Source organism: Brevundimonas sp. AVps23W, from assembly GCF_058681395.1.
Window position 1 is genome coordinate 536110 of sequence record NZ_CM178738.1, and the last position, 18220, is coordinate 554329.

Annotated in this window: 19 protein-coding genes; 11 read left to right on the forward strand and 8 right to left on the reverse strand. The window is 67.4% G+C overall.

Annotation, left to right across the window (positions count from 1 at the left end; genetic code table 11):
- Nucleotides 1–43: 43 nt before the first annotated feature.
- Nucleotides 44–1216 (reverse strand): radical SAM family heme chaperone HemW, encoded by a 1173-nt coding sequence (hemW, locus tag ACW177_RS02585; RefSeq protein WP_492027106.1) that lies wholly within the window; start codon nucleotides 1214–1216, stop codon nucleotides 44–46.
- Nucleotides 1209–1823 (reverse strand): RdgB/HAM1 family non-canonical purine NTP pyrophosphatase, encoded by a 615-nt coding sequence (rdgB, locus tag ACW177_RS02590; RefSeq protein ID WP_492027107.1) that lies wholly within the window; start codon nucleotides 1821–1823, stop codon nucleotides 1209–1211. The genes hemW and rdgB overlap by 8 nt, the downstream gene beginning before the upstream one ends.
- Before the next feature lie 464 nt (nucleotides 1824–2287).
- Here rdgB and ACW177_RS02595 point away from each other — a divergent pair, with 464 nt between their 5' ends.
- The 3 genes from ACW177_RS02595 to ACW177_RS02605 are packed head-to-tail and all read left to right on the forward strand — an operon-like array spanning nucleotide 2288 to nucleotide 3776.
- Nucleotides 2288–2932 (forward strand): DUF2975 domain-containing protein, encoded by a 645-nt coding sequence (locus ACW177_RS02595; protein ID WP_492027108.1) that lies wholly within the window; start codon nucleotides 2288–2290, stop codon nucleotides 2930–2932.
- 23 nt (nucleotides 2933–2955) lie between these two features.
- On the forward strand, nucleotides 2956–3195 hold the full coding sequence (locus tag ACW177_RS02600) for a helix-turn-helix domain-containing protein (RefSeq protein ID WP_492027109.1): 240 nt from the start codon (nucleotides 2956–2958) through the stop codon (nucleotides 3193–3195).
- Entirely contained in the window at nucleotides 3192–3776 is a 585-nt protein-coding gene (locus tag ACW177_RS02605) for a Smr/MutS family protein (RefSeq protein ID WP_492027110.1), read from the forward strand. The genes ACW177_RS02600 and ACW177_RS02605 overlap by 4 nt, the downstream gene beginning before the upstream one ends.
- Before the next feature lie 87 nt (nucleotides 3777–3863).
- On the opposite strand, the gene ACW177_RS02610 is transcribed toward ACW177_RS02605, so the two are convergent.
- Both ACW177_RS02610 and ACW177_RS02615 read right to left on the reverse strand, forming a co-directional pair.
- Entirely contained in the window at nucleotides 3864–4505 is a 642-nt protein-coding gene (locus ACW177_RS02610; RefSeq protein WP_492027111.1) for a TetR/AcrR family transcriptional regulator, read from the reverse strand.
- Between the two features lie 201 nt (nucleotides 4506–4706).
- Nucleotides 4707–6542 (reverse strand): cation:proton antiporter domain-containing protein, encoded by a 1836-nt coding sequence (locus tag ACW177_RS02615; protein ID WP_492027112.1) that lies wholly within the window; start codon nucleotides 6540–6542, stop codon nucleotides 4707–4709.
- Between the two features lie 155 nt (nucleotides 6543–6697).
- Between ACW177_RS02615 and ACW177_RS02620 the strand changes: the two genes are divergently transcribed.
- Nucleotides 6698–8821: a M13 family metallopeptidase gene (locus ACW177_RS02620; RefSeq protein ID WP_492027113.1), complete on the forward strand. Its 2124-nt coding sequence runs from the start codon at nucleotides 6698–6700 to the stop codon at nucleotides 8819–8821.
- A 373-nt stretch (nucleotides 8822–9194) separates the two neighbouring features.
- Here ACW177_RS02620 and hisS read toward each other — a convergent pair whose 3' ends face one another.
- Both hisS and hslV read right to left on the reverse strand, forming a co-directional pair.
- A complete protein-coding gene (hisS, locus tag ACW177_RS02625; protein ID WP_492027114.1) occupies nucleotides 9195–10685 on the reverse strand; it encodes a histidine--tRNA ligase in 1491 nt (496 codons plus the stop codon).
- Nucleotides 10686–10735: 50 nt separating this feature from the next.
- A complete protein-coding gene (gene hslV, locus ACW177_RS02630; RefSeq protein ID WP_492027115.1) occupies nucleotides 10736–11290 on the reverse strand; it encodes an ATP-dependent protease subunit HslV in 555 nt (184 codons plus the stop codon).
- A gap of 155 nt (nucleotides 11291–11445) precedes the next feature.
- Between hslV and ACW177_RS02635 the strand changes: the two genes are divergently transcribed.
- The 3 genes from ACW177_RS02635 to ACW177_RS02645 all read left to right on the forward strand — a co-directional run bounded on the left by ACW177_RS02635 (nucleotide 11446) and on the right by ACW177_RS02645 (nucleotide 13109).
- Nucleotides 11446–11835, forward strand: a complete 390-nt coding sequence (locus ACW177_RS02635; RefSeq protein WP_492027116.1) for a BLUF domain-containing protein — start codon at nucleotides 11446–11448, stop codon at nucleotides 11833–11835.
- Nucleotides 11836–11912: 77 nt separating this feature from the next.
- Complete coding sequence (locus ACW177_RS02640; protein WP_492027117.1) at nucleotides 11913–12323, forward strand: BLUF domain-containing protein; 411 nt, start codon at nucleotides 11913–11915, stop codon at nucleotides 12321–12323.
- 48 nt (nucleotides 12324–12371) lie between these two features.
- Complete coding sequence (locus ACW177_RS02645) at nucleotides 12372–13109, forward strand: HesA/MoeB/ThiF family protein (protein ID WP_492027118.1); 738 nt, start codon at nucleotides 12372–12374, stop codon at nucleotides 13107–13109.
- A gap of 3 nt (nucleotides 13110–13112) precedes the next feature.
- Here ACW177_RS02645 and ACW177_RS02650 read toward each other — a convergent pair whose 3' ends face one another.
- A complete protein-coding gene (locus tag ACW177_RS02650; protein ID WP_492027119.1) occupies nucleotides 13113–13364 on the reverse strand; it encodes a hypothetical protein in 252 nt (83 codons plus the stop codon).
- A gap of 119 nt (nucleotides 13365–13483) precedes the next feature.
- Between ACW177_RS02650 and ACW177_RS02655 the strand changes: the two genes are divergently transcribed.
- Nucleotides 13484–14689, forward strand: a complete 1206-nt coding sequence (locus ACW177_RS02655; protein WP_492027120.1) for a DUF6880 family protein — start codon at nucleotides 13484–13486, stop codon at nucleotides 14687–14689.
- On the opposite strand, the gene ACW177_RS02660 is transcribed toward ACW177_RS02655, so the two are convergent.
- On the reverse strand, nucleotides 14686–15672 hold the full coding sequence (locus ACW177_RS02660) for a 2-hydroxyacid dehydrogenase (RefSeq protein WP_492027121.1): 987 nt from the start codon (nucleotides 15670–15672) through the stop codon (nucleotides 14686–14688). The genes ACW177_RS02655 and ACW177_RS02660 overlap by 4 nt on opposite strands.
- A gap of 63 nt (nucleotides 15673–15735) precedes the next feature.
- On the opposite strand from ACW177_RS02660, the gene ACW177_RS02665 reads away from it, so the two are divergent.
- The 3 genes from ACW177_RS02665 to fabB all read left to right on the forward strand — a co-directional run bounded on the left by ACW177_RS02665 (nucleotide 15736) and on the right by fabB (nucleotide 18218).
- A complete protein-coding gene (locus ACW177_RS02665) occupies nucleotides 15736–16308 on the forward strand; it encodes an SH3 domain-containing protein (RefSeq protein WP_492027122.1) in 573 nt (190 codons plus the stop codon).
- 78 nt (nucleotides 16309–16386) lie between these two features.
- Complete coding sequence (gene fabA, locus ACW177_RS02670; protein WP_492027123.1) at nucleotides 16387–16923, forward strand: 3-hydroxyacyl-[acyl-carrier-protein] dehydratase FabA; 537 nt, start codon at nucleotides 16387–16389, stop codon at nucleotides 16921–16923.
- A gap of 77 nt (nucleotides 16924–17000) precedes the next feature.
- Nucleotides 17001–18218 (forward strand): beta-ketoacyl-ACP synthase I, encoded by a 1218-nt coding sequence (fabB, locus tag ACW177_RS02675; RefSeq protein WP_492027124.1) that lies wholly within the window; start codon nucleotides 17001–17003, stop codon nucleotides 18216–18218.
- Nucleotides 18219–18220: the final 2 nt, after the last annotated feature.

Sequence of the window (18220 nt, forward strand, 5' to 3'; positions counted from 1 at the left end):
TGACGGGTAGGAGTGTGGTTGGCGTGTGATCGGTTGAGAGCCGCTAGGTCAGCAACGCCTTCAGCACCCCGTCCAGCACGGGCCGCCCGCGCGGCGTCGCGACCAGTCTGCCGCTGCTCAGCATCAGAAATCCGTCGGTGATCAGGCCTGCCGTCGGCCCTGCGCTTACTGACAGCCCCAGGTCCGCCAGAAGCCCGACCGGTGCGCCCTCGACCGTGCGCAGGCCCAGCAGCAGCCACTCCTCGGCCGACCCGGCGGCGTCCAGCCGTTCCGTCTCCGCCCAGGGGCTTCCCGCCCCGACCCCGGCCACATAGTCGGCGATCCGGCGGTGGGCGACCGTCGCCGTCCGCACGCTGTCCAGCGTCAGCCGCCCATGGGCGCCGGGGCCCAGGCCCAGATAGTCGCCGCCCCGCCAGACATGCAGATTGTGGGCCGACCGCGCCGCCACGCCCCGCGCATGGTTGGACACCTCATAGGCGTCGAACCCGGCGGCCTCCAGCACCGTCTGGGTGGTCTCGTACAGGGCTGCGGCCTGGTCTTCGTCCGGCGGGATCAGGGTTCCGCGCGCCAGGGCACGTCCGAACGCGGTCGTCGGCTCCAGGGTCAGCTGATAGGGCGAGACATGCTCGAACCCCATGTCAAGGGCCGCGCCCAGCTCCGTCGCCCAGTCGTCCGGGGTCTGGTCCGGCCGGGCGTAGATCAGGTCGATGGACAGGCGCGAGAAGGCCCGCCCGGCCAGAGCGACCGCGCGCCGCGCCTCCGCCGCCGAATGGTCCCGCCCCAGGAACCGCAGCGAGGCGTCGTCCAGCGCCTGCACACCCATGGACAGCCGGTTCACCCCGGCCCCCGCCAGGGCGGCGAACCGGGCGGCCTCGGCGTCGGTCGGATTGGCCTCCAGCGAAATCTCGATCCGGCCCGCGGGAGGGAACAGGTCGCGCGCCTGGGCGATGATCCGCGCCACGGCCTCGGGCGCCATCAGCGACGGCGTGCCCCCGCCGAAGAAGATCGAGGCCAGCCGGCGCGGCCCGGTCAGGGCCCGCTGGGCCCGCATGTCGGCCAGGATCGCCTCGACCAGTCCCGCCTGTTCCTCGACCCGCCCCCGGTCGCGCACGACGTTGAAATCGCAATAGGGGCAGATGCGCGCACAATAGGGCCAGTGGACATACAGGCCGACGTCCGTTCCCGGGTCCGTCCAGGTTTCGGGGAAATCAGTCAATCAACGCCGCCCGCAGCTTCGAGAAGGCGCGGGTGCGGTGGCTGATGGCCTCCTTGGCCGCCGGCTCCATCTCGCCGAAGGTCAGGTCGCCGCCCTCCGGCCCATCATCGGGAATGAAGATGGGATCATAGCCGAAGCCCCGGTCGCCGCGCGGCGGGAAGGTCAGTCGGCCGTGGACCACCCCCTCGACCACCACGCAGGGACCGCCCGGCCAGGCCACGGCCAGGGCCGAGGTGAACCAGGCGCGGCGGTCGGTCGCCCCGATCTCCTCCAGCCGCTCCTCGACCTTCTTCATCGCCACGGCGAAGTCCTTGCCCGGCCCGGCCCAGCGCGCGGAAAAGATGCCCGGCGCCCCGTCCAGGGCCGCGACCGACATCCCCGAATCGTCGGCCAAAGCCACCTCGCCTGACAGTTCGGCGGCGTGGCGCGCCTTCAGCATGGCGTTGCCGGCGAAAGTGGTCTCGGTCTCGTCCGGTTCGGGCAGATTCAACTGTCCGGCGGTGAGGATCTCGTAATCTTCACCAAGAAGGGCGGCGATTTCGGGAACCTTGCCGGGGTTGTGGGTTGCGGCGACGATCCGCATCCCCTTGATAAGCTTGAGATTCATCGACGATCACGCCCTTGAAACAGTCTATTGCCAAAGTTTAATATCGTTAAACGATATGTAACGTGCTTTTCCGCACCGCACGGCCTATCTATTGATCGTCAGGAACGAGGCCGCAACGTTCTGACCTTCCGCGAAAATCGGAATGATCGTGCGGAAAACAAAACCAACGGGCGATAATCGCCCAAAACAAAACGACGGAGAACCACAATGCATACGATGAACCTCTCGCTCTTCCTGGACAAGGTCGGCGCCGCTTTCGTCAACACGGTCCTGATCGCCGCCCTGCCGACCGCCCTGGTCGCCATCCTGGTTCAAGCCTTCTGATCGGGCTCAAGTCCACCCTTGTTTCGATCACGAGAGCTTTGACGACCTTGAAGAAGACCGCGATGTATAGAGCTGCGCGTGGGTTCGCCGGACCCCGCGCGGCCGCCTCGCCCCTCCTTCCGATCTGAGACCTACTGATCATGCGCCTGCCCCCGCCGCGAAATCCGCTGAAGCGCGACGCGGCGTCCGCCTCGACGGGGGCGCGCACGATCCCGACCCTGCTGAATTCCCTGGGCGCAATGACCGCCCCCCTCAGGGCCATGGGCCCCGGCTCCGTCTCCAGCGTGCTGAAGGTGGCGCTGGATGTGGCCTATATTCTGCTCTGGCTGATCACCGGCGTGCTGCTGCTGTTGTTGATCGCCGCCGTCTTCATTCCCCTGGACAATGTGAACATCACCGTCAGCGGCGACGAAGGTGGACGAGAGCTGCCGCTGACCCGCACCCTGCTGCTGTTCGGCCTGGGCGCCGCCACCGCCTATTTCGGCGGCTTCATGCTGATCCTGCGCAGCCTGCGTAGCATCTTCCGCACCCTGACCATGGGCGACCCCTTCCATCCAGCCAATGTCCGCCGGCTGCGCCAGATCGGACTGATCCTGGCGGTCGTGACCGGCGGGGTCTGGCTGGCCCAGGGCGTCGTCGCCGCACGACTGGCGCCGGGGGTGATGGACCCTCAGGGGCTGGGCGAACTGCTGACCCCCATATTCTCGGTCCTGATCGTCTTCGTTTTGGCGGAGGTGTTCCGCGAGGGCGCGCGCCTGCGCCGCGAATCCGAACTGACGATCTGATCCGTTTCCAGTAGGACTTCCCGATGGCCATCCGCGTCCAGCTTGATCGCGTCCTTGTCGAACGCCGCATGTCTTTGACCGAACTCGCCGACCGCGTCGGGGTGACGGTGGCCAATCTGTCGATCCTGAAGACGGGCAAGGCGCGGGCGGTGCGTTTCTCGACCCTGGACGCCCTGTGCCGCGAACTGGAATGCCAGCCCGGCGACCTGCTGGTTCACGAACCCGGCCCCGCCGAGACCTTCGAGGACGACGACGCGGCATGAAACGCAAGGGCCCCGGCCGCGACGAGAACGGGCTGACGCCCGAAGACCGCCGTATCTGGAGCCGCATCACCGGCACGGTCGTCGCCCCCCGCAGCCGCAAGCCGGCTCGCGTCACGCCGGGGGCCGAGGCGCCGGCACATCTGGTCGTGGCCCCGGCCGAGCGTCCGCGCCCCCTGGCCAAGCCTTCGCCCGCCCGGACCACGGCCGTCGCCAAACCGACCGAACCGCGCCCGGTCGGCAGCCGTCCCAAGCCCGCGCCTGAGGATCTGGAGCCCCGCCGCAAACAGCGGCTGTCGCGTGAGCGGGACCCCATCGAAGCCCGCATCGACCTGCACGGCTTCGGCCGGTTCGAGGCCGAGGATCAGCTTCGGGGTTTTCTGACCTCGTGCCAGGCGCGCGGGATGCGGGCGGTTCTGGTCATTACTGGTCAGGGACGACTGGGGGGCGGGGTGATCCGCGCCTCGTTCGGGGAGTGGATGCATTCGCCGGGACTGCGCGGCGTCGTGTCCGGTTTCACCGTCGCCCACCAGAGGCACGGCGGAAACGGGGCCTTCTACGTCACGCTGAAGCGCCGGAGCTGAAGCAGGCCGTCGTCGCAGATAGACAAAGGCCCGCCCGCGACGAACGCGGACGGGCCTTCGATGGGGCGGCCGGGGAGGGCCGGACGCTTATTTGGTCGACAGGGCGCCGGCCAGGATGACGTCGATCTGCTTGCCCATATGGTCGGACAGGGCGTTGGCGTCCCACTCGTCGTAGGCGGCGCGGCGATAGTTCGACAGATAGGCGTCCCAGATCAGCTCGACCAACAGGCGGATGTCGGCGTCCTTGTTCACCTCGCCCTTGGCGACGGCTTCCTGAAGGATGCCGCCGATGGCCAGCAGCAGGTTCTTGGTCGCGGCGCGGGCGCGCATTTCGGCGGCCAGGGGCTGGAACCATGACCGGGCGACGATGGCCTGGAACAGGGGCAGTTGGTCCAGCGAGGAATGATAGCCGGCGCTGAGGGCGCCCAGCAGGCGCTGGCGAACCGGCTCGCCCTCGGGGGCGCCGGCCTCGACCACCTCGGCAAGACGCGACATGTCCTCGGTCAGGACCGCCTCGAACAACTCGGCCTTGTCCTGGAAGTTGGCGAAGACGGCGCCGGTCGACATGCCGGCGCCCTTGGCGATGTCGCGGATCGTCGCCGGCTCATAGCCCCGCTCGGCGAACAGCGAGCGCGCGGCGTCCAGAACCTTCTGACGAGTCCTGATCTTGGCGGCCTGTCGGCGGTTCAGACGGGGAGCGGCTTCAGTCGAAAGAACGGAATCAGTCATGAATTCAGGCTTTTACTCTACGTATTTTCGGAAGCCCTGACGGAGCCCGAAGTGGATTGGGGCGTCGCATCAACTGTGGGTGAGACGTTCTGACTCTTCACCCGACAACCGCACGATATCGAAGCAGGGCTTGCATCATGGAACCATGACGAAAATGGGTCGCGAAAGCTAATATGGCGGCTAAGAGCGTGAATTCTAAGCTTAACCGTTCTGGTTACCTGTATCATTCTGGGGCATTCTCAATGCGCGGGTTGTTCTACTGCGTCCCCCGGCGGGTATGGCGGCCTGGAAGGTCTTGCGGAACCGGTCGCGCTTCTCGTGGATCGAGGCCAGCACCAGCCCCATGGGCACGCCCAGATCGACCAGGGTGTTCTCCGCCAGCTGGAGGCTGGCCTCCGTCGTCTCCGGCACCGCATCGGTGACGCCCAGGGCATAGAGGCGGGCCGCGTGCTGGTCGTCGCGGGCGCGGGCGATGATGATCAGGTCCTCGCGCAGGGCGCGGGCGGTCGTCACCACCTCGTCCACCTTGGTCGGTGCGTCCATGGTGACGATCAGGGCGCGGGTGGACATGACGCCGCAGTGCGCCAGCATCTCGGCTCGCCCTGCGTCGCCATAGAAGACGTCGAGCCCGTCGCGACGGCCGGCCGCGACCGCGGCGGCGTCGGTGTCCAGGGCGATGAAGGTCTGGTCGTGCTCCTTCAGAAGTTCTCCGATCAGCCTGCCGACGCGGCCGAAACCGACGATGATGACGGCGCCGTCGGCCTGTTCAGGCGGCGCCGCGCCCTCGGGCGTGGTCGGAAGGTCCGGGGCCTTTTCGCGCGACAGCCGCTGGCCCAGCATGGCCAGGAACGGAATGGAGAAGATGCTCAAGGTCGCCGACAGGGCCACAGTGCTGGTCAGGCCGGGAGGCGCGATCCCCTCGACCATGCCCGTGGCGAAGACCACGAAGGCGAACTCGCCCGCCGGGGCCAGCACCAGGGCGGTCTCGATCGCCGGCTTGGGCGCCAGGCCCCACAGCCGCGCCAGACCGAAGATCACGCCGGTCTTCACCACCGTAATGGCCAGGGCCATGCCGAACAGCAGGACCGGATTGGCGGCGACCGCCCCGAGGTCCAAGCCCAGGCCGACGCCGACGAAGAAGACGCCCAGCAACAGGCCCTTGAACGGCTCGATGGAGACCTCGACCTCGCGTCGGAACTCGGTTTCGGCCAGAAGCACGCCGGCGACCAGGGCGCCGATGCTCATGGACAGGCCGCTGGCCTGGGCCGCCAGACCGGCGACGACCACCACCAGCAGGCTGGCGGCGACGAACAGCTCGCCGCCCTGGGCCGACTTGCGCGCCTGGGCGACGGATCGGAACATCGGCCGCAGCACGACCCGGCCCAGCAGGACCAGCAGCCCAAGGCCTATCGCGGCCGGAACCAGGGTGAACAACGACCGTCCCAGAACCGCCGGGTCCAGCGACCCGCCCGCCTGGGCGACGGCGGCCAGGACGCTGACGGTGATCAGGATCGGCGCGACCGACAGGTCCTGGGCCAGGAGTATGGCGAAGGTCGAACGCCCCACCGTCCCCTTCAATCTTCCGCTCTCGGCCAGGACCGGCATGACCACGGCGGTCGACGACAAGGCCAGGCCCATGCCCAGGACCGTGGCGCTGACCAGGGTTTGTCCCATCAGAACGAACAGGCCCGCCAGCACCAGGGTGCAGACCACGACCTGCATCAGGCCCAGGCCGAACACCAGGCGACGCATGGCGCGCAGCCGTTCCCAGGACAGCTCCAGCCCGATCATGAACAGCAGGAAGGCGACGCCCAGCTCCGACAGCTGCGCCAGCTGGCCGGGGTCGCTGATGGTGAAATAGGACAGCCACGGAACCGCGTCCGAAAACCGCGCCAGTCCGCTGGGCCCCAGCACCACACCTGCGGCGAGAAAACCCAGAACCGGGCTGATCTTCAGCCGGTTCACCAGGGGCACGATCACCCCGGCGGCGGCCAGGAAGACCACCAGATCCTTATAGTCCCCGCCGTGCCCCTGCATCCGACCTCCGTATCTGCGGCATCTGACCCCGAACCACTGCCCGTGGCGAGAGGTCGCGCCCCTTTCATGAACTTTTTTTAAGGCGACAGCCCCGACCTCAGGTCTAGGGTCCGCTCCGACCCGCCCGTTTCGGGGGCGGAACCTAGGATACAGTGATGAAAAGACTGCTTATCGGGGCCGCCGTCGGCGCCCTTCTGCTGCCCGCAAGCGCCGCTTTCGCCCAGGACGTCGATCATGACCACGCCTGTGTCGACGAGACCTGCACGATCGTGTCGCTGTTCTCCGGCGAAGAGAGCGCGGGCGGCTGGAAGGGCGTTGATGCGCCCCGCTACGGAACCTGGGGCTTCGACATGGCGGGTCGCGACACCTCGGTGAAGCCCGGCGACGACTTCTTCCGCTACGCCAACGGCGCGGCCTTCGATAAACTGGTCATCCCGTCCGATCGCACCAGCTACGGCTCCTTCGCCCTGCTGCGCGAACTGTCCGACAACCGGATGAAGGAACTGGTCCTGGGCCTGGCGGGCCGCACCGATCTGGCCCCTGGTTCGGACGAGGCCAAGGTGGCCGACGCCTATCGCTCCTATATCGACGAAGCCCGGATCGAGCAGCTCGACGCCCAGCCGCTGCAACCCTATCTGGCCGCGATCCGCGCCGCGGACAGCCATGAGAAGATGGCCGTCTATATGGGTCAGACGGTCGGCCGTTTCGGCGGCTCCTTCTTCGGCAGCGGCATCACCATCGATGCGAAACAGCCGACCCGCTACGTCGTCTCCACCGGCCAGTCGGGCATCGGCCTGCCGAACCGCGACTATTATCTGGACGCCCGCTACGCCGATAAGAAAGAGAAGTACCAGGCCTATGTCGCCGACATGCTGGGCATGATCGGTTGGGCCAATCCGGCGGAGACCGCCGCCCAGATCGTCGCCCTGGAGACCCAGATCGCCGAGGCGCACTGGAGCCCGGTCGAGAACCGCAACCGCGACCGCACCTATAACGAATACACCATCGCCAAACTGGCCCAGGACGCGCCGGGCTTCGACTGGCAGTCCTATTTCGATGCAGCCGAACTGGGCGGCGTGCCGCGCCTGATCGTGCGTCAGGACACGGCCATGCCCAAGATCGCGGCCATCTACGCCGAGACCCCGGTTGAGCTGCTCCAGGCGTGGGAAGCCTTCCACACCGCCGACGACATGGCGCCCCTGCTGTCCAAGCGGTTCTCGGACGCCCAGTGGGGCTTCCGTTCGCGCGACCTGTCGGGCCAGCCCGAACAGCGCACCCGCGAGAAACGCGCCATCTCCTTCGCCGAGGGTTCGCTGGGCGAGGCGACGGGCCGGCTCTATGTCGCCCAGTATTTCCCGGCCGAATCCAAGGCCAAGATGGAAGAACTGGTCGCCAACCTGCGCACCGCCCTGTCGCACCGGATCGATAATCTGACCTGGATGGGCGACGAGACCAAGGCGGCGGCGCAAGAGAAGCTGCGCAAATTCACCGTCAAGATCGGCTATCCGGACAAGTGGCGCGATTATTCGGGCCTTGAGGTTCGCGCCGACGACCTGGTCGGCAACGCCGTGCGCCGCGGCCTGTTCGAATGGAACTACGACCTCGCCCGCCTGGACGAGCCGGTCGACAAGTCCGAGTGGGGCATGACGCCTCAGACGGTCAACGCCTATTATAACTCGGCCAATAACGAGATCGTCTTCCCCGCCGCCATCCTGCAACCGCCGTTCTTCGATCCGAACGGCGATCCGGCGGTCAACTATGGCGGCATCGGCGGCGTGATCGGCCACGAGATCGGCCACGGCTTCGACGACCAGGGCTCCAAGTCCGATGGCGACGGCGTGCTGCGCAACTGGTGGACCCCGACCGACAAGGCCAATTTCGAGGCCCTGACCGCCCGCCTGGGCGCGCAATACGCCACCTATGAGCCGATCGCCGGCTACACCATCAACCCCGGCCTGACGATGGGCGAGAACATCGGCGACGCCTCGGGCGTGGCTGTGGGGCTTGAGGCCTATCACCTGTCGCTGGCCGGCAAGCCCGCCCCGGTGCTGGACGGAACCACCGGCGACCAGCGCTTCTTCTACGGCTGGGCCCAGGTCTGGCAGTCCAAGTACCGCGACGAAGCTCTGAAGCAGCAGGTCGCCACCGATCCGCACTCGGCGGCCCAGTTCCGGGTCATCGGCCCGCTGCGCAACGTCGACGCCTGGTACGACGCCTTCGACGTCGAGCCGGGGACCAAATACTATCTGACCCCGGAAGAACGCGTCCACATCTGGTAGGCGACGCGTCTTCGAAAACGGAAAAGGCCGGGGTTCGCCCCGGCCTTTTTCATATGGAGACAGGGTGAAAAATCGGGCCCGAAATCTGTAGATCGCATTGAAAAAATCTACAGGTCATGCATTTTTTGCGAGGCTCCAGGCGCGAAAAAGCCCGCTGCGGGGGATACATCGCAGCGGGCTTTCGCGCTCTTTGAAGAGCGGACGTTTCCTCCCCGAAACGCCTTCGAGTGCTGCGCGCTTGAGCAACGCTTGCTCTCGAGTGAGTTCATTTGACGCAACCGGGCCGGGGACGTCAACGGGCTTGTGGCGGTGAATCGAACTTTCTTCGACTTATCGGCGATAACTGTTGCCAGACAGACTTATTTATCGAAGCTTATTCGATAATGGACCGAATGGCGGAAACCATGTCGGCGCGGGCGATCTTCATCTGGCCCGGCCGCTCGGCCTTCCAGGCGTCATTGTCGGCGATGGCTGCGGCGGCGGCCCGGCCGGCGTCCAGATCCTTGATGGTGACCTCGCCGGCGGCGATCTCGTCCCCGCCCAGGATGACGACGGCGGGCGATCCGCGACGGTCGGCGTATTTCATCTGCGCCTTCATGCCCGCCCGACCCAGATAGAGTTCGGCCGCAATTCCGGCGGCGCGCAGCTCGGCGACTGCGGCCAGATAGTGGCTCATGTCGTCCTCAGAGAAGACGATCACCACCACCGGGCCACGCACGGCGTAGTCGCCGCCGCGTCCGGCGGCGCGCAGGGCCGAAGCCAGGCGCGAGACGCCGAAGGAGAAGCCGGTCGCCGGCACGCTCTGGCCGGTGAAGCGGGCCACCAGGTCGTCATAGCGCCCGCCGCCGCCGATGGAGCCGAACCGCACCGGCCGCCCCTTGTCGTCCACCGTGTCCAGCAGCAGCTCGGCCTCGAACACGGCGCCGGTGTAATATTCCAGCCCGCGCACGATGGTGGGATCGAACTTAACGGCCTCCTGGCCGACCTTCATGGCGCCCAAGGCCCGGTCGATGGCCGCCAGCTCGTTCAGCGCCGCCTCGCCCGCCGCGCCCAGGTCGCCGGACCGCGCTACGGCCTCCAGCGTTTCGGCCCGCGACAGACCGGGGGTGTTGGCCGAGGCCAGGAAGGCCTCGATGGCGCCGGTCACCTTGGCCGGCAGGCTCGCGCCCTTGGTATAGTCGCCGGACTCGTCCAGCCGGCCTTCGCCCAGCAGTTGGACTACGCCTTCCCAGCCCAGCCGGTCGAACTTGTCGATGGCGCGAAGGGCGGTCAGCCGCTGACCGGCCTCGGTCACGCCGCCGGCGTCGAACAGGCCGTCGAACAGTTTGCGGTTCGAGACGCGGATCTGGGCCTGGCCCGCGTCCAGTCCGGCGGCGCCCAGGCCCTCGCAGGCCATGGCGATGATCTCGGCGTCGGCCTCGGGCCGGTCAGAGCCGACGGTGTCGGCGTCGCACTGCCAGAACTCGCGGAACCGGCCCGGACCCGGCTTCTCGTTGCGCCACACCGGGCCATAGGCATAGCGGCGGAACGGCTTGGGCAGGGTCTCCCAGGTCTGGGCCGCGAACCGGGCCAGGGGGGCGGTGTGGTCGTAACGCAGGGCCATCCACTCGCCCGGCTCATCCGAGCCCGCATCGTCCTGAAGCGCGAACACCCCTTCATTGGGCCGGTCGGCGTCAGGCAGGAATTTGCCCAGGGCGTCGGCGTATTCGAAGGCCGGCGTCTCCAGCGGCTCGAAGCCCCAGCGCTCATAGACCTCCGACACGCGCGCCACGATGCGGCGCTCGGCGGTCAGGTCGCGGCCGCGCTTGTCGGCGAAACCGCGCGGATTGCGGGCGAGGGGTCGAATGGGGGCGTCTTCGGTCATGGCGGGGCCTTAAGCCAAAGGGGGCCGGCTCGCAACGCGACCGCAGCAAGTCACCCCTCCAGCGTCTCCACCGTCAGATTGCCGTTGGTATAGACGCAGATCTCGGCCGCGATCTTCATCGCCTTGCGGGCGACGGCCTCGGCGTCCAGGTCGGTCTCCTCGATCAGGGCGCGGGCGGCCGACAGGGCGTAGTTGCCGCCCGAACCCACGGCGGCGACGCCGTGTTCCGGCTCCAGCACGTCGCCGACGCCGGTGACGGTGAAGATCGACGACTTGTCCGCCACCAGAAGCATGGCCTCCAGCCGGCGCAGATACCGGTCGGTGCGCCAGTCCTTGGCCAGGTCGACGCAGGCGCGCGCCAGCTGGTCCGGATATTGTTCCAGCTTGGCCTCAAGCCGTTCGATCAGGGTGAAGGCGTCGGCGGTGGCGCCGGCGAAACCGGCCAGCACCTTGCCGCCCGCCAGGGTCCGCACCTTGCGCGCGGCCCCTTTGACGATGGTCGGCCCCATCGAGACCTGGCCGTCGCCGGCGATCACGGTGCGGCCGTTCTTGCGGACCGCCAGGATGGTGGTGCCGTGCCAGTCGGGGAAGTTGGATTGGGTCATGACGCCCAGATGGCGTGAGGTTGTTGCGGGATCAAGCCTGCCGCAATCTCAGATAGCGATGTCATACTTTGACCTAAGTGATCAACGTAAAGTAAGAATACACTCCACAGATATGCGAAATTGGGGATAGAGAATTGCTCTATCGGGTTCTTATTTTGAGCGAAACGGTCGGCGCCGTTGGGCGCTCGGTCGGGACGGTGGTCGATATTCTCGGGGCCTCCGAGCACAACAACCGTCGTGACGCCATCGGCAGCGCCATGATGTTTTATGAAGGCCAGGCGGTCGTCCTGCTCGAGGGCATGCGCGCCGACGTCGATCGACTGTTGAAGCGGCTCTTCTCCGATCCACGTCACCGCATTCTGAGAATCCTGACGGATCGTCCGATCTTTCAGCGTCGCCTCATGGATCCTGTCCGGCTCTACGCCCTGTCGCCGGAACAGGCCGCAGAATATCTGCGCGGGCGCCGGCTAGAAGACGTCGAGGCGTCCGGTCTGGAACGCCTGTTGTCGTGCGACAAGCTTCGGGTGTCGGCCTGCGCCGCCTAACCCCTTTTGCGTGTTTCATTAACCTGATCGCTCTAGAGGTTGTGCCCGATTTTCGGTTGTAAGCGTATGAGTATTCAATGAGTTTGTTCCGCATCGTCTATGTCAGCGAAGCCGTTGGCGACGCCGGCGCAAGCCTGTTGTCCTTGATCGACATCATCGGCGCCTCCGACCGGAACAACCGCAGGGACCATTTGACCGGCGTCTTGATGCGGCACGAGGGTCGGTTCTTTCAGGCCGTCGAAGGCGCCCGTGTCGATCTGGACCGACTGATGGGGCGGCTGCGCGCCGACCGACGCCACACCAATATTCGGGTCCTGGCTGACATCCCGATCACGCAACGCCTTTTCACGGACTGGCCCATGGCTCAAGCCGATGCGCCGTCGGCGCTGGGGCGTTTGTTGGCGGCGCCGCTGACGGACCCGTCCGTTGCGGACCAGGCCGAGCGTATTCTGATCGACGCCAGTCGTGAGATGGCCGCGACCGTCTAGCGCCGTCCGGGGCCTCGCGCGACGGGCTCCGCATCGCTAGATGGAGCCATGGTTTTCTCCGAAGACGAAGTCGAACGCTATGCCCGGCATCTGGTCCTGTCCGAGATCGGCGGGCCGGGGCAGCAGGCGCTGAAACGTGCGCGGGTGCTGATCGTCGGCGTTGGAGGCGTTGGCGCGCCGGCGGCCCTGTACCTTGCGGCGGCGGGAGTGGGGGCCCTGGGTTTGATCGACGACGACGTCGTCGGCCTGTCGAACCTTCAGCGCCAGATCCTCTTTTCCACGCCTGAGGCCGGCCGACCCAAGGTCGAGGCCGCGGCCGCGCGCCTGGATCAGCTGAATCCGCACGTGATGATCCAGACCTTCGCCGAACGGCTGACGCCGGCCAATGCGGCGGCGCGGATCGACGGCTTCGACATCGTGCTGGACGGGACCGATGATTTCGAGACCCGGCTGATCGTCAACGCCGCCTGCGTGGCGGTCGCCAAACCCCTGGTGTCCGGGGCGCTGGGGCGTTGGAGCGGCCAGGTCGGGGTGTTCGCCGGCCGGCCCTGTTATCAGTGCCTGGTGCCCGAGATCCCGCCGGACGCCGAGACCTGCGTCCGTGTCGGCGTGGTCGGCGCCCTGGCGGGCGTGGTCGGGTCGATGGCGGCGCTGGAAACCATCAAGCTGATCGTCGGCGCGGGCGACAGCCTGACCGGGCGGCTGATGATCTATGACGGCCTGGCGGGCGCGGCGCGGACGGTGCGGGTGACGGCCGACCCCCATTGCCCGGTTTGCGGCGGTTGAACCTCAGGCCGCGGTGGAGAACCGCACGTCGGCCAGATCCAGATCCGGGATGTGCGGGGCGAAGCCCAGGGCGGGGTTGCTGAGCACCGTCACCAGCCGCTCGCCGCAATACAGATAGAGGGTCTCGAACCCGGCCCAGGCCCGCGCGACCGCCGCCAGCGCCTGATTCGCGGCCGTATCGTCGGCTGCGCTCAGGACGCAGATATCACGCACCGCAACGCCCGGCAGATTGACGATACAATAGTAGGAGTCCAACGCACGCTTCCTCAGACAGGTCGCCGGAAACGAAGCTCGCTCGCGGCGGTTCCTCCCCTGCCCATGGTTTTCGACAGCCGTATGAGTCCGGTTCGACAGACTTGTGAAAAGGAGACCCGATGGCCCGACGCCCCGCCTCGCCCAAACGTCTGAACGCCGCCAGCCTGGCGTCCCTGGGGGCGGATCGGCTGGGCGATCTGCTGATGCAGGCGGCGGACGGCGACGCCTTGTTGAAGCGGCGTCTGCGGCTGGTGCTGGCGGCCGAGGCGGGGGTCGAGCCCCTGACGGTCGAGCTGGACAAGCGGCTGACGGCTCTGGCGGGGGCGCGGGCGCGGGTGTCCTGGCGCAAACGGCCGGACCTGCTGCGCGACCTCGACATGCTGCGCCGCGCAGTGGTGGAGGATCTGGCGCCGCGAGCGCCCGTCGCCGGCCTGGACCGGATGATCGCCTGGTTCGACCTGTTTCGCGGCCTGACGCTGCGGGTCAAGGATCCGCGCGGCGAGATGACGACCGCCTTCGAGGCGGCGGCGCCCGATCTTTGGACCGTCGCCCAGACGGCGCTGATGGATCAGGCGGCGATGGAGCGTCTGGCCGCCGCCATCGAACGCCATCCGCTGGACTATGCCCGCTGGATCGGCGCGGCGGGCGAGGCCCTGAGCCCGGAGCTGGCGCGGGCCGTGCTGGCGGTGATGGATACGGGTTCGGGAGTGCGCGGCGCACGGACGGCGATCCGGCGACTGGCGGACCGGGCCGAGAATCTGGATCTGTGGCTGTCCTTGGTCACGCCCGATGAACAGGGATCGCCGGACTTCGCGGCGGCGGCGGCGCGGCGGTTGCTGGCGGCCGGTCGAATCGCCGAGGCGCGTCAGGCCCTGGAGGCGGCGTTGAAGCCGTCGGCGGCGAACCGGCGCTTCACCTTCGGTCGGTCGCCCGCGGCGGGACCGCCGCCCCTGACCCCCGCCTGGGAGGCGGCCTCCATCGACCTGCTCGACGCCGAGGGGCGCAAGGCCGAGGCCCAGGACCTGCGCTGGGCGATGTTCGAACGCGACCTGTCGGCCCCGGCTTTACGCGACTATCTCGCCCGCCTGCCCGATTTCGACGACGTAGAGGCCCTGGACCGCGCCCTGGCCCACGTCGCGACCCACGCCGATTTCGAAACCGTCCTGGGCTTCTTGATGGACTGGCCCGCCCACCGCGAGGCCGCCGCCCTGGTCGAGCGCCGCATCGGTCAGGCTCGCACCCATTTGCCGATGAAGGCCGACTGGGCCGCGCGACTGGCGCAGAAATATCCCGACGCCGCCGAACGGCTGCTGGCCGCGCCCTAAAGCATCGCTGGAATGACCCGGTCCGGCGGGCGGTGGCCGTTCTGGTAGGTCATGACATTGGCGATGACCCGGTCGCCCATGTCCTGGCGCGCCTCCAGGGTGGCCGAGCCCAGGTGGGGCAGGAGCACGACGTTCGGCTGGCCCAGCAGGCCGGGGTGGATGGCCGGCTCGTTCTCGAACACGTCCAGGCCGACGCCGGACAAAGACCGCGTCGCCACGGCTTGGGACAGGGCCGCCTCGTCGATCAGTTCGCCGCGCGCGGTGTTGATCAGTATGGCGTGGGGCTGGAGCTTGGCCAGCCGTTCCGCCGACAGCAGGTGATGGGTGTCCTTGGTCGCCGGGCAGTTCAGCGAGACCACGTCCATCCGCGCCAGCATCTGGTCCAGATCGTCCCAGTAGGTCGCGCCCAGCTCTTCCTCGATCAGGGCCGGGACGGGTTTGCGGTTGTGATAATGGACCTGCAGGCCGAAGGCCTTGGCGCGGCGGGCCAGGGCCTGGCCGATTCGGCCCATGCCGACGATCCCCAGCCGCTTGCCCCACAGTTTGCGACCGCACATCCAGGTCGGGGTCCAGCCCTCGAACCGGCCCTCGGCCACCACCTGGGCGCCTTCGACGATACGGCGGCTGACGGCCAGGATCAGGCTCATGGCCAGGTCGGCGGTGTCCTCGGTCAGGACGCCGGGGGTGTTGGTGACGATGATCCCGCGCGCCACGGCCGCATCCACGTCGATATGGTCCACCCCGGCGCCGAAGTTGGCGATCATCTTCAGCTGTTCGCCGGCCCCATTGATCAGGTCGGCGTCGATGACGTCGGTGATGGTCGGCACCAGAACCTCGGCCCGCTGAACCGCCGCCACAAGCGCCGCCCGGTCCATCGGCTGGTCCTTCAGGTTCAGCTCGGCGTCGAAAAGCTCGCGCATCCGGGTTTCGACCGCGTCGGGCAGGCGTCTGGTTAATACGACCTTAAGCTTGCGAACGGACATTGCGGGCCTTGGTTAGCGGGCGACGGTTCAGGATCGAAGCCCGCACGACGGGTCGTTTCCTCAGTGTCTAGCAAAGCCGCCGCCATCTTCCAAAGCCTGCGACGCCGCATCGCCATAACCCTTGCCGTTCTGGGGCTGGGCGTGATGGCCGGCGCGGGCGCGACCATGCCTGATGGGCGGCCCACGCCGTCGGGGCTGGAGGTGCCGCGCTGGATCTCGCTGAAGTCCTCGCACGTCCGCGCCCGCCAGGGGCCGGGGCTGGATTATCCGATCCTGTGGGAATACCGCGCCGCCGGTTTGCCGGTCCAGGTGATCGCCGAGACGACGGAATGGCGCAAGATCTGCGACTCGGACGGCGCGGTCGCCTGGATTCACCGCACGGTATCCTCGGGGCGTCGCTATGTGCTGAACACCTCGCCCGAAGAGGTGATGATCCACGCCGGCAAGTCCCAGGCCTCGGCCGTGCGGGCGCGGCTGTCGCCCCGCTCGCTGGTGTCGCTGGACGAGTGCGAAGAGGGTTGGTGCCGGGTGCGGGCGCGTCGCCTGAACGGCTGGATCCAGGAACGGGCGGTGTTCGGCACCCAGCAGAGGGCCCTGTGCAACGCCAATCGCCCTGCGGGAACGGGTCGAGGCTGACGCTTGGTCACCCTCGGTGTTGAGCGAAGCGGCCCGGTCGTGTAACCCGCACGCAACAGCAGACCAGACGGAACCGCCTTGACCCAGTCCCAATACCCCTCGTCCTTCGACCACGAGGCCCTTCTGGCCTCCGGGCGCGGCGAACTGTTCGGTCCCGGCAACGCCCAACTGCCCGCCCCGCCGATGCTGATGTTCGACCGGATCACCCAGATCTCGTCCGACGGCGGAACCCACGGCAAGGGCTATGTCGAGGCTGAACTCGACATCAATCCCGAGCTCTGGTTCTTCCAGTGCCACTTCATCGGCGACCCGGTCATGCCGGGCTGCCTGGGCCTGGACGCCATGTGGCAGCTGGTCGGCTTCTATCTGGGCTGGATCGGCGGTCCGGGCCGCGGTCGCGCCCTGGGCGTCGGCGAGGTCAAGTTCACCGGCCAGGTGACCCCGGACATCAAGAAGGTGGTCTACAAGATCAACCTGAAGCGCGTGATCAATCGCAAACTGGTGATGGGCATCGCCGATGGCGTGCTGGAGGCCGACGGCGAGGTGATCTACACCTGCAACGATATGCGGGTGGGACTCTTTGGCGCCGCCAAGGACGAGCAGGCGGGCGCTTAAACGCCTATATAACCGCGGACAGCGCGGAAGACCCCCGCTCGAGAAGCTCGGGTCGAGAAGCTAAAGAAGGAAACACCATGCGTCGTGTCGTCGTCACCGGCCTGGGCATCGTCTCTTCCATCGGCCACGGCGCCGAAGAGGTGACCCAGTCCCTGCGCGAAGCCCGTTCGGGCGTCGTCCATGCGCCCGATCACGCCAAATACGGCTTCCGCAGCCAGGTCTGGGCCCCGCCCAAGATCGGCCCGTGGGAGGAACTGGTCGACCGTCGCGCCGCCCGCTTCCTGGCCAACGGCACGGCCTGGGCGCACATCGCCTTCGAAGAGGCGCTGAAGTCGTCGGGCATGACGGCCGAAGAGATTCGCGACGACCGCATCGGCCTGATCGTCGGCGAGGGCGGCCCCTCGACCCAGGTGATCCTGAACGCCGCCGCCACCACGATCGAGAAGAATTCGCCCAAGCGGATCGGCCCGTTCGCCGTGCCCAAGGCCATGGCGTCCGGCCCCTCGGCGGTGCTGGCGACCTGGTTCCAGATGCGCGGGATCAACTATTCGATCAGCTCGGCCTGCGCGACATCCGCCCATTGCATCGGCGCCGGGGTCGAACAGATCCAGTGGGGCAAGCAGGACGTGGTCTTCGCCGGCGGCTGCGAGGACATCGACTGGTCCATGTCCAACATGTTCGACGCCATGGGCGCCATGTCGTCGGACTACAACGCGACCCCCTCGGTCGCCTCGCGCGCCTATGACGTCAACCGCGACGGCTTCGTCATCGCCGGCGGCGCCGGCATTGTGGTGCTGGAGGAATACGAGCGGGCCAAGGCGCGCGGCGCGACCATTCTGGCCGAAGTCACCGGCTATGGCGCCAACTCCGACGGCTACGACATGGTCGCCCCCTCGGGCGAGGGCGCCCAGCGCTGCATGAAGATCGCGCTGGAACAGGCCGGCAATCCGAAGATCGACTATCTGAACCCGCACGGCACCTCGACCCCGGTCGGGGATTCGAAGGAAATGGAGGCCGTGCGCGCCGTCTTCGGCGACCAGATGCCGATGATCTCCTCGACCAAGTCGCTGACGGGCCACTCGCTCGGCGCGGCGGGCGCACAGGAAGCCATCTACTGCCTGCTGATGATGCAGAACGGGTTTGCGGCCGAGAGCGCCCATATCGAGACCCTGGATCCGGCCTTCGAGGGCATGCCCATCCTGCGTCAGCGCCACGAGGGCGAACTGACCCACGTCATGTCCAACAGCTTCGGTTTCGGCGGCACCAACGGCACGCTGATCCTGTCCAAGGTCTGAGC